The sequence below is a fragment of the Nonomuraea sp. B5E05 genome (assembly GCF_039880665.1).
Taxonomy (GTDB): domain Bacteria; phylum Actinomycetota; class Actinomycetes; order Streptosporangiales; family Streptosporangiaceae; genus Nonomuraea.
This window is the reverse complement of record NZ_JBDPMJ010000002.1, coordinates 587,819-602,344: the sequence shown is the minus strand read 5'-3', so window position 1 is coordinate 602,344 and position 14,526 is coordinate 587,819. Positions and strand designations below refer to the sequence as shown.

General features: G+C 72.4%; 13 protein-coding genes. All 13 read left to right on the top strand.

Annotation, left to right across the window (positions count from 1 at the left end; all coding sequences use genetic code 11):
• Positions 1-41 precede the first annotated feature (41 nt).
• The 13 genes from ABGB01_RS06105 to ABGB01_RS06045 all read left to right on the top strand — a co-directional run bounded on the left by ABGB01_RS06105 (position 42) and on the right by ABGB01_RS06045 (position 14,514).
• Positions 42-893 (top strand): dihydroorotate dehydrogenase electron transfer subunit, encoded by an 852-nt coding sequence (locus ABGB01_RS06105; RefSeq protein WP_347771127.1) that lies wholly within the window; start codon positions 42-44, stop codon positions 891-893.
• Positions 883-1,860 (top strand): dihydroorotate dehydrogenase, encoded by a 978-nt coding sequence (locus ABGB01_RS06100; protein WP_347771125.1) that lies wholly within the window; start codon positions 883-885, stop codon positions 1,858-1,860. Before ABGB01_RS06105 ends, ABGB01_RS06100 begins: the two co-directional genes overlap by 11 nt.
• Positions 1,861-2,033: 173 nt before the next feature.
• Entirely contained in the window at positions 2,034-2,726 is a 693-nt protein-coding gene (gene pyrF / locus ABGB01_RS06095) for an orotidine-5'-phosphate decarboxylase (RefSeq protein WP_347771123.1), read from the top strand.
• Positions 2,727-2,729: 3 nt separating this feature from the next.
• Positions 2,730-2,891, top strand: coding sequence for a hypothetical protein (locus tag ABGB01_RS06090; protein WP_347771121.1), 162 nt, complete (start codon positions 2,730-2,732; stop codon positions 2,889-2,891).
• A 724-nt stretch (positions 2,892-3,615) separates the two neighbouring features.
• Positions 3,616-3,939 carry an integration host factor, actinobacterial type gene (gene mihF, locus ABGB01_RS06085; RefSeq protein ID WP_020541698.1) on the top strand — a complete coding sequence of 108 codons (324 nt, stop codon included), beginning with the start codon at positions 3,616-3,618 and terminating at the stop codon, positions 3,937-3,939.
• A 99-nt stretch (positions 3,940-4,038) separates the two neighbouring features.
• The gene (gene gmk / locus ABGB01_RS06080; RefSeq protein WP_347771118.1) at positions 4,039-4,647 is read left to right on the top strand and encodes a guanylate kinase; all 609 of its coding nucleotides are present in this window, start codon (positions 4,039-4,041) and stop codon (positions 4,645-4,647) included.
• A gap of 5 nt (positions 4,648-4,652) precedes the next feature.
• Entirely contained in the window at positions 4,653-4,922 is a 270-nt protein-coding gene (gene rpoZ / locus ABGB01_RS06075) for a DNA-directed RNA polymerase subunit omega (protein WP_132510563.1), read from the top strand.
• Positions 4,923-4,930: 8 nt separating this feature from the next.
• The gene (gene coaBC, locus ABGB01_RS06070; RefSeq protein WP_347771115.1) at positions 4,931-6,451 is read left to right on the top strand and encodes a bifunctional phosphopantothenoylcysteine decarboxylase/phosphopantothenate--cysteine ligase CoaBC; all 1,521 of its coding nucleotides are present in this window, start codon (positions 4,931-4,933) and stop codon (positions 6,449-6,451) included.
• 132 nt (positions 6,452-6,583) lie between these two features.
• Positions 6,584-6,946 carry a hypothetical protein gene (locus ABGB01_RS06065; protein WP_165974989.1) on the top strand — a complete coding sequence of 121 codons (363 nt, stop codon included), beginning with the start codon at positions 6,584-6,586 and terminating at the stop codon, positions 6,944-6,946.
• 128 nt (positions 6,947-7,074) lie between these two features.
• Entirely contained in the window at positions 7,075-8,262 is a 1,188-nt protein-coding gene (metK, locus tag ABGB01_RS06060; RefSeq protein ID WP_347771113.1) for a methionine adenosyltransferase, read from the top strand.
• 415 nt (positions 8,263-8,677) lie between these two features.
• The gene (locus ABGB01_RS06055; RefSeq protein WP_347771261.1) at positions 8,678-11,611 is read left to right on the top strand and encodes a primosomal protein N'; all 2,934 of its coding nucleotides are present in this window, start codon (positions 8,678-8,680) and stop codon (positions 11,609-11,611) included.
• 49 nt (positions 11,612-11,660) lie between these two features.
• Positions 11,661-13,133 (top strand): hypothetical protein, encoded by a 1,473-nt coding sequence (locus ABGB01_RS06050; RefSeq protein WP_347771111.1) that lies wholly within the window; start codon positions 11,661-11,663, stop codon positions 13,131-13,133.
• 37 nt (positions 13,134-13,170) lie between these two features.
• A complete protein-coding gene (locus ABGB01_RS06045) occupies positions 13,171-14,514 on the top strand; it encodes a hypothetical protein (protein WP_347771110.1) in 1,344 nt (447 codons plus the stop codon).
• Positions 14,515-14,526 lie beyond the last annotated feature (12 nt).

Sequence of the window (14,526 nt, the reverse complement as noted above, 5' to 3'; positions counted from 1 at the left end):
ACCCCCGGGGCGGGAGGTGAAGACGACTGGCCGGCACTCCGGTGCAGGTGACTGGCACGGTGCTGACGACGCGCCGCGTCGACGCCTACCATGCGCTGACGGTGGTGGCACCGGGGATAGCCGAGCGCTACCGCCCCGGTCACTTCGTGTCGGTGGCGGTCGGAGGGGCTTACACCTCGATGGTGACGCGCCGGGCGTTCTTCATCCACGACGTCAAGGCCGACTATGGCGGCACGGTCGAACTGGTCTTCACCACCGGCGGGCCCGGCACGGCCTGGCTCGCCGAGCGGCGCGCCCGTGACACGCTCGACCTGGTCGGGCCGCTCGGGCGGCCGTTCCCGCTGCCGCGCGATCCCGCCCACTGCGTGCTGGTGGGTTCCGACTACGGCTCGGCTGTGCTGTTCCCGCTGGCCGACGCGCTGCTGGCGCGGGGCTGCCGGGTCGACTTCGTGATCGGGGCAGCCGAGGCCGAGCGGGTCTTCGGGGCGATGCGGGCCCGCAGGATGGCCGAGACGACCACGCTGACCACCCAGGACGGCTCGCTCGGCCTGCGCGGCACCGTCACCGACGCGCTGCCCTCGGTGATCGCCGACACGCGGGCCGACGCCGTCTACGCCTGCGCGCCCATGGCGACGCTGCGGGCGGTGACGGCGGTGGCGATGGAGTTCGACATCCCGGTGCAGGTGGCGGTCGAGGAGTCGATGGCCTGCGGGATCGGGGTGTGCATGACGTGCGTGCTGCCCGTCATCGGCGACGACGGGGCGACGAGGATGGTCAGGGCGTGCGCGGAAGGGCCGGTGTTCCGGGGGGAACGGGTGCGCTTCGAGGACGTGGGAACCATCCCGTTCGACGCGCTGGGCGCCCCCGGAGGCGGAGCACGACATGTCAGTTGATATGCGGACTTTTCTGGCGCATGTGGAGCTGGCGAACCCGATCACCACGGCGGCCGGCTGCGCCTCCTCGGGGCGTGAGCTGGCCCAGTTCTTCGACCTGCACCGGCTCGGCGCGCTGACCACCCGCTCGATCACCATGGCGCCGCGCGCCGGCCGGCCGACCCCGCGGATGGCCGAGACGCCCTCGGGCATGCTCAACTCCGTCGGCCTGCAGGGCCCCGGCATCGACGCGTTCCTGGAGCGAGAGCTGCCCTGGCTGGCCCAGCGGGGCATCAGGACCATCGTCTCGATCGGCGGGGGCACCGTCGCCGAATATTCCGAGCTGGCCCGCAGGCTGGCCGACGCGCCCGGGGTCACCGCGCTGGAGATCAACCTGTCCTGCCCGAACATGGAGGACCGCGGCCGCGTCTTCGCCCGCGAGGGCAGCGCGGCGGCCGAGGTGATCGCCTCCGTGCGCTCCATCATGCGCTACGACGTCCCCGTCGTCGCCAAGCTCGCGCCCGACGTCGCCGACATCGTCTCGGTCGCCCGGGCGTGCGTGGACGCCGGGGCCGACGCGCTGTCCATGATCAACAACCCGCTCGGCATGGCCATCGACACCGAGGCGCTGCGGCCCTCGCTCGCCGCCGTCACCGGCGGGCTGTCGGGGCCCGCCGTCCTGCCGCTGGCCGTACGCTGCGTCTGGCAGGTCCACGCCGCGCTGCCGGGAGTCCCGCTGATCGGCATGGGCGGCGTGATGAGCGGCCAGGACGCCTTCCAGCTCGTCCTGGCGGGCGCCTGCGTGGTCGGGGTCGGCACGGCGCTCTTCCACGACCCCTACGCCTGCCTGCGCATCGAACGCGAGCTCGAAGACCTCCTGAGGGCGCGCGGCCTGCAGCGCCTCGCCGACGCCGTCGGCCTGGCGCACCGTCCCCCGGGAAGCGCCCCCCGGCATCTCCTGGTCGACTCCGAAGAGAGCGCCCCGTGACGTATGCCGGAGGACTTCCTAAGAGAGTGTCCTGTGCCGTCCGGCCGCAGAGAGCGTCCTGTGCCGTCCGGCCGCGGAGGAGAATGCCCCGTGCCGTCCCATGATGGCCGAGGCGGACAAGCGCCCTTGACCGCCCCGCCCGCAATCGCTCCAGCACCTGAGGAGAGCACGTCTTGACTCCCGCACCGATCGCCGTCGCCCTCGACGCACCCGACCTGGAGACCGCAGCCCAGTGGGCGGCCCTCGTGACGCCGCACGTCAGCACGGTCAAGGTGGGCCTGGAGCTCTACCTGCGCTATGGCCCCGACGTGATCGCCTCGGTCAAGGGGGCGAGCGGCGTGCAGGTGTTCCTCGACCTCAAACTGCACGACATCCCCAACACCGTCGCCGGCGCCGCCCGCGCCGTGGCCCGGCTGCGTCCGGCGATCCTGACCGTGCACGCCGCCGGCGGGCCCGCCATGATCAGGGCCGCCGTGGAGGCGGCGCCGCACACCGAGATCGCCGCCGTGACGATTCTCACCTCCTTGACGGAGGCCGACCTCGACCGCGTCGGGCTCGCCGGCCCGGCCGACGCCGCGGTGCGCCGGCTGGCAGCGCTGTCGGTCGAGGCGGGCGCGACGGCGCTCGTGTGCTCGCCTCACGAGGTGTCCGCGGTGCGGGCGGAGGTGGGGGAGGGGATCAGGCTGATCACGCCGGGCGTGCGCCCCGCAGGCGCCGCCACGCAGGACCAGGCGCGCGTGGCCACGCCCGAACAGGCCCTCGCGGACGGCGCCGACCTGCTCGTCATCGGCCGCCCCATCACGGGCTCCCCGGACCCGGGCGCCGCGGCCGCCGCCATCGCCGCCTCTCTCCGCCGTTCCGTCTGACATGTGACGATCGCCATCCTTTACGGCAAGCCTGGCCTGCCCGCACGCGCCGACGCCGGTGTCCGCCCGTCATGGCCGGTCGTGAAGGCTCACGTGGCACTCGCCGTGACGAGCGCACACTTGACCCGGCCCGTGGTGACCTGGCTCCCGTGGATGCGCGCCTGACCTGGGTCGTGGTGGCCGGCATCCGAGTGCGCGCCCGTGGTCGGTCACGGTGCGTCGATGCCCGCGTATCCGCAGGTGGAGCGTGTGCCGTGGCGGCCGCAGGACACGCACCCGGCATTCACGCATGGTCGAGGCCGTCGCGCCGGTCCGGGGCGCTGGGCTCCGTGCGGGCAGGACACGTGCCGGCCCCGTGTCGGCCCCGTGTCGGCTCCGTGCCGGCGAGACGTCGGGATGTCGCGTCGGTCCCGTGCGGTCGGGTGGGTGGCGGCGCCCCCCGGCATGGGTGACGGATGCGGGTTGACGGGCGCGAGTCAGAGGTGGTCGCCGCGCCTGTCCGTGCGCCCGCCGCCATGGGTCGGTGGATCATGGACGAGCGGGTGACATGGATCTTGCTGTCCGGTGCCGCTCACAAGATCATAAGGCATTCCGGAAGCGGTCGCACACCGATCATCGAGAAGGTTTCGGCCCAGGTGCGGGCGGTATTTCGGACAATGCTGGACGGCTGAAATGTGATCTTCATTGCGTTTCGCGACATCGTCGCGCGCCGCCGCCCTGAGCGGGAAGTGCGACAAATTGATCAGCGCAATGTGATTTTACAAACACGGACAGTGATGAAGTGCGTTTTGTGGCGAGAGAAAGTGCTCTTGACGTTGCTTAGGGGGCGATGACCAGCTAGTTTCCCTTCCCGTCCGAGTACATCGACAGAAATTCGAGGTGACCCGGCGTGGCTCTTCCTCCCCTGACCCCCGAGCAGCGCGCCGCAGCCCTGGAGAAGGCTGCCAAGGCCCGTAAAGAGCGTGCCGAGGTCAAGAACCGGCTCAAGCATGGCGCGGTTTCTCTGGCTGAGGTGCTCAAGGATGGGCAGACCGACGACGTCATCGGCAAGATGAAGGTGTCGGCTTTGTTGGAATCGCTCCCAGGCGTGGGCAAGGTCCGCGCCAAGCAACTCATGGAGCGGCTGGCCATCGCCGAGTCCCGCCGCGTGCGGGGCCTCGGCGCGAACCAGAGGGCCTCCCTCGAGCGCGAGTTCGGTGGCAACGAGAGCTAATCTCTGTTCCACACGAAGCGCAGGTTCAACGGGGGGTAGGAAGTGGCCGACAGGTCCTGGTCCGGCGACGTCAGTGCCCATGAGACTGTCGGATCGGAAGTGGAGGACGGCTTCCTGCCCCTGAGCGAGAGACGGCTGACGGTCCTTTCCGGGCCGTCGGGCGTCGGCAAGTCCACGGTCGTCGCCGAGTTCCGGCGGGCACACCCCGAAGTGTGGCTGTCGGTCTCGGTGACCACCAGGAGGCCCCGGCCCGGCGAGGTGCACGGGGTCCACTACTACTTCGTCGACGGCGACGAGTTCGACCGGCTCGTGGCGGCCGGTGAGCTGCTCGAATGGGCGGAGTTCGCGGGCAACCGCTACGGCACGCCGCGCGAGCCGGTGCTGAAGAAGCTGGCCGAGGGCGTGCCGACTCTGCTCGAGATCGACCTCGAAGGCGCCAGGCAGGTGCGCCGCAGCATGCCGGAGGCGCTGTTGGTCTTCCTGGCCCCGCCCAGCTGGGAGGAGCTGGAGAAGCGGCTGCGCGGGCGCGGCACCGAGCCCGAGGACGTCATCGCACGCCGCCTGGCGGCCGGGCGGATCGAGATGGCCGCCGAATCCGAATTCGACCTCTCTCTGGTGAACACGAGTGTCCAAGACGTGTGCCGCCGGCTGATAGCCTTGATGACTGACCCTCAGGGGGTCACGACAACCACCAACCGAGAGGTCTGACAATCGTGGCAGGCACCATCCCGGCCGCGGAGGGCATCACCAACCCGCCGATCGACGCGCTGCTCGACATCGTCGACAGCAAATACTCCCTGGTGATCATGGGCGCCAAGCGCGCTCGCCAGATCAACGCCTACTACTCCCAGCTCGGCGAGGGCCTGCTGGAATACGTCGGGCCGCTGGTCGAGACGCATGCTCAGGAGAAGCCGCTGTCCATCGCGCTGCGCGAGGTCTCCGAGGGCCTGCTCAACGCCGAGCCCATCGAAGGCGCGGTCTGACCCCTTCGATGAAGGTCGTCCTGGGCGTCAGCGGCGGCATCGCCGCGTACAAGGCTTGTGAGCTGCTGCGCCTGTTCACCGAGTCGGGGCACGAGGTGCGGGTCGTCCCGACCCGCGACGCCCTGAAGTTCGTGGGCGCGCCCACCTGGGCCGCCCTGTCCGGCAGCCCCGTGACCGCCGAGGTGTGGGACGACGTTCACGAGGTGCCCCACGTGCGGATCGGCCAGCAGGCCGACCTCATCGTGGTGGCGCCCGCGACCGCCGACGTGCTCGCCAGGGCGGCGCACGGGCTGGCGGGCGATCTGCTCACCAACACCTTGCTGACCGCGAGATGCCCGGTCGTGTTCGCACCCGCGATGCACACCGAGATGTGGCAGCATCCCGCCACCCGCGCCAACGTCACGACGTTGCGCGAGCGCGGCTCGATCGTGATCGACCCCGCCGCTGGGCGGCTCACCGGCGCCGACAGCGGTCCCGGCCGGCTGCCCGACCCGGCGGAGATCTTCCAGGTCTGCCTGCGCGTGCTGCGCGGCCGCCCGCGCGACCTGTCCGGGCGCAGGGTCGTCGTGTCCGCCGGGGGCACCCGTGAGGCGATCGACCCGGTTCGCTACATCGGCAATCGTTCGTCGGGGCTGCAGGGCTATGCCCTGGCCCGCACGGCCGTCGCCCGCGGGGCCGAGGTGACTCTCGTCGCCGCCAACGTCACGCTGCCCGATCCCGCCGGGGCCACGGTGGTGCGGGTGGAGTCCACGGCCGAGCTGCGCGATGCGGTGCTGGCCGCCTCGGGTGACGCCGAGGTCGTGGTGATGGCGGCGGCCGTGGCCGACTTCCGGCCCGCGACGCGGCACGACGAGAAGATCAAGAAGACGGATGGCGAGCCCGAATCCATCCACCTGACGAAAAATCCCGACATCCTCGCCGAGCTCGGACGCCGCCGTCGCCAGGCCCGCGTTCCCGATGCGACCGGCGCCGCGGGCCCGGGCGTCGGCGACCCGGCGGGCACGACGGGCACCGGCGAGCCTGAGGTTGTGGCGGGCGTCGGCAACCCCGTGGGGGTGGCGGGCTCCGGCGACCCGGCGGGCGCGCCGGCGCATGAGGACGTCACGCACCCGGCTGGAGTCTCAGGCCCGGACGGTGCTCAGAGATCGGCGGGTGTCGCGAGTCCGGCCGGCGTGCCGGGTCCGGTCGGTGTGGCTGATCCTGCGGGCGTGCCGGACACCGTTGGTGTGTCCGATGACGCGCGTCCGGAGGCGGCAGGGGGCGGCGCGGTGCGGAAGCCGTACCCCGAGGTGATCGTCGGCTTCGCGGCCGAGACGCACGACGTGCTCGCCAACGGGCAGGCCAAGCTCGCACGCAAGGGTTGTGACCTGCTGGTCGTCAACGAGGTGGGCGAGGGCAGGGCGTTCGGCACCTCCGACAACGCGGCCACCGTGCTCGTCGCGGGCGGTGACCCGGTCGAGGTGCCGCTCGGTCCCAAGGAGGATCTCGCCGACGTCGTGTGGGATCTCGTCGCGGCCCGCCTCACCTGAGCGGGGACCGTACTAACGATCGTATGAGGGACGCGGGCGGCGAAGAACGTACAAAGCGTGCCAGATCTATTCCAAATCGCATGTTGCGACACCCCTATACGCCTGCGGATACTTGGGGCAAGGGGGGATGGAATGCCGGTGGGTTCTGCTGTCAGGGATCGTTGTAGGACATTGCTCGGCGACCAAGGGGAGCTCCACTACGTCTTCCCCGCGCATTCGGTGGGAACGACGGAAAGCGGACATTTCCTCATCGTGGTCACCGATGCGGCTATTTCGGTGCTCGCTACCAGGACGCTCAGAAGCGACCGGCCCGTCGCGGTGTTCGCGTCGTTTCCGAGGCACACGAGGCTGGGCCCCATCCAGCCTGGACCGATCATCGAGCTGGGCTCGATGGCGTTCGAGTTCGATGAGGAGTACACCGCGGTGATCAAGGCCGCCGACGCGGAAGTCTTCGCGCCGGAGACCCTTCCCCCGGATCCACTGCCCGACCTGTGATGCCCGACATGCGGTGTGCGGCTTCGCGGCCGGGCGCCGGGTAAGGCTAGACTTCGGCGAAGCCCAGGTCCGCCCGTCGGCCCTGAGCCGTACATACGTCAGCAGCCGCTGCATGAGGAGCCACTGAGTTGTCACGTCGCCTGTTCACCTCCGAGTCGGTCACCGAGGGCCACCCGGACAAGATCGCCGACCAGATCAGTGACGCGATTCTCGACACCATGCTCAAAGACGACCCGAAGAGCCGGGTCGCCGTCGAGACGATGATCACTACCGGCCAGGTCCATGTCGCAGGCGAGGTCACCACCGAGACCTACGTCGACATCCCTGGCGTCATCCGGGAGAAGATCCTTGAGATCGGCTACGACGCCTCCCACAAGGGCTTCGACGGCGCCTCGTGCGGTGTGTCGGTGTCCATCGGCGCGCAGTCGCCCGACATCGCCCAGGGTGTCGACGCCGCCTACGAGCACCGCGAGGGCGAGGACGGCGACGAGCTCGACCGCCAGGGCGCCGGTGACCAGGGCCTCATGTTCGGCTATGCCTGCCGTGAGACCCCCGAGCTGATGCCCCTGCCGATCACACTGGCCCACCGGCTCGCCCAGCGCCTGTCCCAGGTGCGCAAGAACGGCACGGTCCCCTACCTCCGGCCCGACGGCAAGACCCAGGTCACCATCGAATACGACGGCGACACGCCGATCCGGCTCGACACCGTGGTCGTCTCGACGCAGCACGCCGCCGAGATCGACCTCAAGGAGATGCTGACGCCCGACATCAAGGAGCACGTGGTCGACCCCGTGCTCGCGGAGCTCGACCTCGACACCGAGGGCTACCGCCTGCTGGTCAACCCGACCGGCCGCTTCGAGATCGGCGGCCCGATGGGCGACGCCGGGCTCACCGGACGCAAGATCATCATTGACACCTACGGCGGCATGGCCCGCCACGGCGGCGGAGCCTTCTCCGGCAAGGACCCGTCCAAGGTCGACCGCTCGGCCGCCTACGCGATGCGCTGGGTCGCCAAGAACGTCGTCGCCGCCGGGCTCGCCGACCGGTGCGAGGTCCAGGTGGCGTACGCGATCGGCAAGGCCAAGCCGGTCGGGCTGTTCGTGGAGTGCTTCGGCACGGAGAAGGTGGCCGTGGAGAAGATCCAGGAGGCCGTCCTGCAGGTGTTCGACCTGCGTCCGGCCGCCATCATCCGCGACCTCGACCTGCTGCGGCCCATCTACTCCGAGACCGCCGCCTACGGGCACTTCGGCCGTGAGGGCTTCTCCTGGGAGTCCACCGACCGCGCCGAGGCCCTGCGCACCGCCGCCGGCATGTGAGCCCGCCGCTGCGGGCGTCTCGCTCTCCCGGGCCGGCCTTGGGGCGCGGGACGCGCCGGTCCGCATGACGTGACGCGCCGGCCCCGGGCTCCGCAGAGCCCGGGGCCGGCGTGCGGCCGGATGTTCCCGGCGCGTGCCGGCCGGCGTATATCCCCCCGGGCAGAGACGGCAGGAGCGTGGTCGTGGCGCCCCTTGGGATCGTGGGGGCGCTCCCGCCGTGCGACGGGTCGTGACGCCTGCTCGCGCCTGTGAGTGAAACGGCCTGTCAGCCGGCGAATCGGATGCCGCATTCCCTGTCCAGGGATGCGGCATCCGGTGTTCGTGCCGTGTGCGGCCGGCGGACGCCGCGGGTGGTGAGGTCTGGTAGACGTAGGGCGTGACCGACTCCGACGACGCCCTTCTGCCGCTCGACGCCGTGCGGCCTCCAGCGTCGTCCAAGGACGCCAAAGGCGCTCCCGTGCCCGCTCCCGAGCGGCCGGTGGCGAGAATCGTGGTGGACAGCCCGCTGCCGCACCTCGACCGTTCTTTCGACTACCTGGTCCCGGCTTCCATGCACGACGAGGCCGAGCCGGGCGTGCGGGTCAGGGTGCGGTTCGCGGGCAAGCTCGTGGACGGGTTCCTGCTGGAGCGGGCCGAGGAGAGCGAGCACGAAGGGCGGCTCACGCCTCTCGAACGTGTGGTCTCTCCTGAGCGCGTGCTCACGCCGGAGATCGCCGGGCTGGCCCGTGCCGTCGCCGACCGCTACGCGGGCACCCTGACCGACGTGCTGCGCCTGGCCATCCCGCCGCGCCATGCCAAGGTCGAGTCGGAGACCCCCAAGACCCCGGCTCCCGATGCGCCCGTCCCGGCCGCGCGCGCCACTACCGATACTCGACCCGGACTCGATGATCCGGTCACCGTGGGGAACGCGTCCCGTCCCGGCGGGGGAGAGCGGCCTCAGCCCGGTGACGCGACCGCTGCCGTGCCGCGGGGCGGCGAGACGGCCGGTGCGGCGGAGCGGCCCGTCGAGGCCGCCGGCGTGGAGGGAGGGCCCCAGCCGGATCAGGTGTCCTCGGCGGAGGAGCCCCCGTCGCCGGAGCAGGCGGCGCCGAGCGGGAGAGACGGCCAGGCGGCGCCGCGCGGTGGCGATGGCCAGGCGGCGCCGAGCGCTGGTGACGGTCAGGCGGCGCCGTCCGCGAGCGCCGGGAGAGCCGGAAGCGCTGAGCAGGCCGTGCGGGCCGGTGGTGGGGAGGCGGCGCGGGGCGGAGGTGCTCAGCAGGCGGTGCAGTCTTACGGCGGGGAGGTCGCGCGGGGGGAGAGCGCCTGGGACGCCTATCCCACCGGGCCTTCCTTCCTGGACGCGTTGCGCGGCGGGCGGGCGCCCCGGGCCGTGTGGTCGGCCCTGCCCGGCGCCCGCGGGTGGGCGAGGGCGATGGCCGAGGCCGTGGGCGCGACGCTGGACGGCGACAGGGGAGCGGTCCTGGTGGTCCCCGACGGCAAGGACGTGGCGCTGGCCGACGCCGAGTTCGAGCGGGCGCTCGGTCCTGGCAGGCACGTGGCGCTCACGGCAGATCTGGGGCCGGCGGAGCGGTACAGGCGGTGGCTGAAGGTGCTGAGAGGACAGGTGCGGGCCGTTGTCGGCACCAGGGCCGCCATGTTCGCCCCCGTGGCCGATCTCGGTCTGGTGGCCATCTGGGACGACGGCGACGATCTGCACGCCGAGCGCCTGGCCCCGTACCCGCATGCCCGGGAGGTGCTCGGGCTCAGGGCGCACAGGACCGGCGCGGCGATGCTGATCGGCGGATACGCGCGCACCGCGGAGGCCACGCAGCTCATCGCCTCCCGCTGGGCCAGGCCGATCGTGGCCGCCCGTACGACGATCAGGAGCCTGGCCCCCCGCGTGCGCCCAGCGGGAGAGGACGCGGAACTGGCCAAGGACCAGGCGGCGCGGCAGGCCAGGCTGCCGAGCATCGCCTGGCGGGCCCTGCGGGAGGGGTTGGAGAGAGGGCCGGTGCTGGTGCAGGTGCCGAGACGCGGCTACCTGCCCGCCCTGGCCTGCCGGCACTGCCGTGCGCCTGCCCGGTGTGTCCTGCCTCCCACCAGGACGGCCGCCTCTGTCCTCCCGTCGTCGAGTGAAAGATCCCCCGGTTCGGCCATGGCGGGGGCGATCCCGCTCGGCGGCCCCGATCCCCTCACCGAGCCGTCCCCGGCAGCTGGTCCGGGTCCGGTCAGCGAGCGGTCCCAGCCTGGTGGTGGGGGTCCGGCCGGCGGGCGGTCCCCGGTGGGGCGGCACGGTGATGCGGGTCCGGTCAGCGGGCCGTTCCAGGCCGGGCAGTCCGGTGGTGCCGGTGCGATCAGCGGGCGGTCCCATGCAAGGCAGGCGGAGGGGCCGGGTGCGGACCGAGGGCCGTCCCGGACCGATCGGCTCGGCGCCGACGGCCCGCTCGCCACACCGGCCCGGACCGGCGGCCGGGATCCGTACGGCGGCCCGTCCCAGGCCGCGCAGCCCGGCGCGGGCGGCCGGCGGGAACACCCCGCCCGCCAGGAGGGCGAGCCCGGCCCGGCCGAGGTGACCGGAAGCGGGACGGGCGAGGGCAGGCCGTTGTGTCATGGCCCGCTGGCGCTCAGGGGCGGCCACGCCGCACCCTACTGCCGCTGGTGCGGCCGGGTGGACGCGCGCTGGCGGTGCCCGTCCTGCGGAAGTCCCCGGCTGCGTGCCGTCGTCACGGGGGCCAGACGTACGGCGGAGGAGCTCGGCAGGGCCTTCCCGTCCGTGCCGGTGCGCACGTCGGGCCGTGACGGCGTGCTGGCCACCGTGCCGTCCACCCGCGCGCTGGTCGTCGCCACCCCCGGCGCGGAACCCGTGGCCGAAGGGGGGTACGCGGCGGCCGTGCTGCTCGACGGGTGGGCGCTGCTCGGCCGGGCCGATCTGAGGGCGGCCGAGGAGGCGGTGCGCCGCTGGATGAACGCCGCCGCCCTGCTCCGCCCCGCCGCCGAACTGGTCGTGCTGGGGGACTCCGCGCTGCCCGCCGTACAGGCGCTGGTCAGGTGGGACCCCATCACGCACGCCGAACGTGAGCTCGGCGAGCGGGCCGAGCTCGGTTTCCCGCCCGCGGTGCGGATGGCGACGCTCACGGGCGCGGCGAGCGCGGTGAGGCAGATGCTCGACGAGGTACGCCTGCCTCCCGACGCCCAGGTGCTCGGCCCCGTGCCGGTGGACGAGCCGGGACAGGAACGCGCCATGATCCGGGTACGCCGGGCCGGGGGCGCCGCGCTGGCGGCCGCGCTCAAGGGCGCCAGCGGGGTGCGCGCGGCGCGCAAGACACCGGAGGTGGTGAGGGTGAGTGTCGACCCGCTCGACCTGATTTAAACCGTTTCCCCGATTCGCTCAACTCATGGCCAGCCGTTAGCGTGCCCCTGTGTCGATCGAATGGGTGAACCAGGCCATCGACGACCTGCGTGCCTGGGGGCGCTCGCGGGACGTCGAAGTGGACGCGGACGAGGTCCGCCTGCTCTGCGACTACGCCAGCGACTACCTCAACGTCAACGAGCCGGGTGACTTCACCCCCGAGACGTTCGATGAGCTGTTGTTGTCCATCTATCCGCGCAAGGTCATCGCGCCGCCGGAGAGCGCGCGGGAGACCGTGTCCGCGGCCCGCACTCTGGTGGCCTACCTCAGCGAGCGCGGCGCGGTCGGCGAGGAGACGGCGGCGCTCATGCGCGGCAGGCTCGACGAGATCGAGCCGCGCATGCCGGAGGCCCTCGCCGACCCGGCCAACTTCGGCATGGCCAAGAGCCTGTTCAGCTCCATCGGACCAGAGTCGCTCGAGCAGTCGATCGCCATCCCGTCCGGCGAGGTGCCCGATCTGGGCGAGGCGCCCTGCGACTGCCCGGGCTGCACGCCGCTGCCGGCCGCCCGGCTGGCCTCCCTCGACGACCTGCGCGCCGGGCTCGCCTCGGTGCCGATGCTGGCCGAGCAGCCGCCGGCCGGCAGCGGCGGCGACCCGATGGAGGCGTGGGCGCAGGCGGTGGCCCGCATGCTGGAGCCGGGCACGCGGGGCGCCGTCACCGGCTCGGCCGAGCTCGACGAGGGCCTCTACGACCTGTTCGACATGCTCTACCGGCTCCAGGTTCGGGTTCCCGTCACCGTGATCGGCGACTATCTCGACGAGATCGCCGGCGACGGCGGTGCCGACCTCGACGCCGTGCTCGACCGGCTGGCCTGGCACGGCATGATCGAGGTCACCGGCGACACCGCGGAGCTCACGCCGCTGGCGGTGTGGGGGTTGCGCGAGCACTACCTGTCGCTGGGGCTCGACGCCCCGCAGGCGTCCGACCTGGCCGAGGCCGACGCCCGCGGCCTCATCGAAGGGCTGCTCGAAGGCGTGCCCGCCGAGCTGGCCGAGGACGACATCAGCCGCTGGCTGACCGGCAGGGAGGCGGGCGAGGCCGCGGCCGAGCTGCTGGGCGCCGCCTCCGGCGCGCCCGCCGTGGCCCGCGGCATCGCGATCACCATCGTCGACCGGCTCGGGCCCGAGGCCGAGCCGCAGGTGCGCGACTATCTCGACGAGCAGGAGCTGCGCCCGCACGCCATCCACTGGCTGGCCGCCAGGGGGCTGCCCGCGCCCCAGCTCACCCAGGAGGAGCTGCTCTGGGTCAGCGTCGACATGCTCGCGCTGGCGATGCCGGCGGCCGAGGAGGACCTCGAGGTGTTCGCCGAGAACATGGCCGCCTCCGGCCCGCCCGCTCACATGATCGAGGAGATGTGGCGGGTCGACCACCCCGACGTCGTCGACGTCCTCGAGCTGCTCGGACGCTCCATACCCGACGGCACGGTCGCCAAGGCGGCCCGCAAGGCCGCGTTCAAGGCCCGATCCCGGGCCATCCGTTGAGTACGCTCATGTGACTCCTGTGCAGTAAGTTTCGTGGGTGGCCAACAATGTCTTCGACCTCGCCGAGCTGCGCAAGCTGATCGATGAGCAGGCCGCAGTGCCGTCACGGCCTCCTGTGGAGACTCCCGTGGAGCATGAGGCGCTGACGTTTCCGCCGGTCCTGCTGGCGCCCGACGCCGAGCTGGCCAGGGCGGTGCCCACGGTCCCGCTGGTCGCCGACGCCATCAGGCTCACGACCTGGACGGGCACCCGGCAGGTGACCGCCGAGGGGCACCTCGACGAGGCCGCCGCGCGGGCCGCGGCCGGGGAACTCGGGGTTCCGGCCTCCCGGCTGCGCCTGATCTGGATCGTCGCCGTCAACACCGGGCTGCTGCAGATCCTCGGCGGGCGGGCCTCGCGAGGGCCGCTGTCGATGCAGCTCACCGTCGAGGCCACGCTGGAGTTCTGGGACGGCGTGGTCATGGACGTGCTCGACCGCGCCGACGAGGGCCTGACGGGCTCGGCCGTGGTCGACGGCCACCTGGCCGAGATGCTCGCCACGATCTACTCCGTGCGCTCGGGCGTCGCCACCGCCAACCTCGCCCGCGGCATCCTCCAGTCCCACGAGGTCGCCTGCGCGCCCGGCCCTGTCGAGATGCGCAGGCTCGCCGCGGCGCTGCCCGCCGAGCTGCTGGAGGCGCTGTCGCTGCTGACCTACTGCGGGCTCGTCGAGCAGACCGCCGCGGGCCGCACCGCGCTCACCCCGCTCGGCGTCTGGGCCATCCGCCGCGACCTGCTGCGCGAGGGGCACGACGCGCCGACCGCGGCCGAGGTCGAGGTGTACGCCGACCTGTCCGCGGCCGAGCTGGTCGACGAGCTGGTCAAGGGAGCGGCCACGCAGAGCGCCGTCGCGGGGTGGCTGGAGCGCCGCTCGCCCGAGTCGGCCGCCCGCGCCCTGATCGAGATCGCCGCCTCCGGCACGGCGGGCCAGCGCGGCGCGGTGGGCGCGATCCTGGAAGAGCTCGGCCCTGAGGCGGAACAGCCCGTCAGGCAGGCGCTCGGCGATCCGCTGATGCGCCGCTACGCCGCCTCGTGGCTGCACATCCGCGACCTCGAGGCGCCGGCGCTCAGCCCCGAGGACCACACCTGGATCGCGGTCGACTCCCTGGCCGCGCTCATGCACCTGTCGGGCCACGCGGCCGGCCGGCTCGACACCCCCGAGCCCGGCGAAGACCTGATCAAGCTCGTCGGTGAGATGCCCGCGGTCGGTCACCCCGACACGATCGCGGTGCTCGACATGCTCGCCGCCGCCCACGACGACCAGGCCGTGGTCAAGGCGGCGCGCAAGGCCGCGATGAAGGCCCGCTCGCTGGTGTACGACGGCCCGCGCACGACGTCGTAACACGACGGCCCC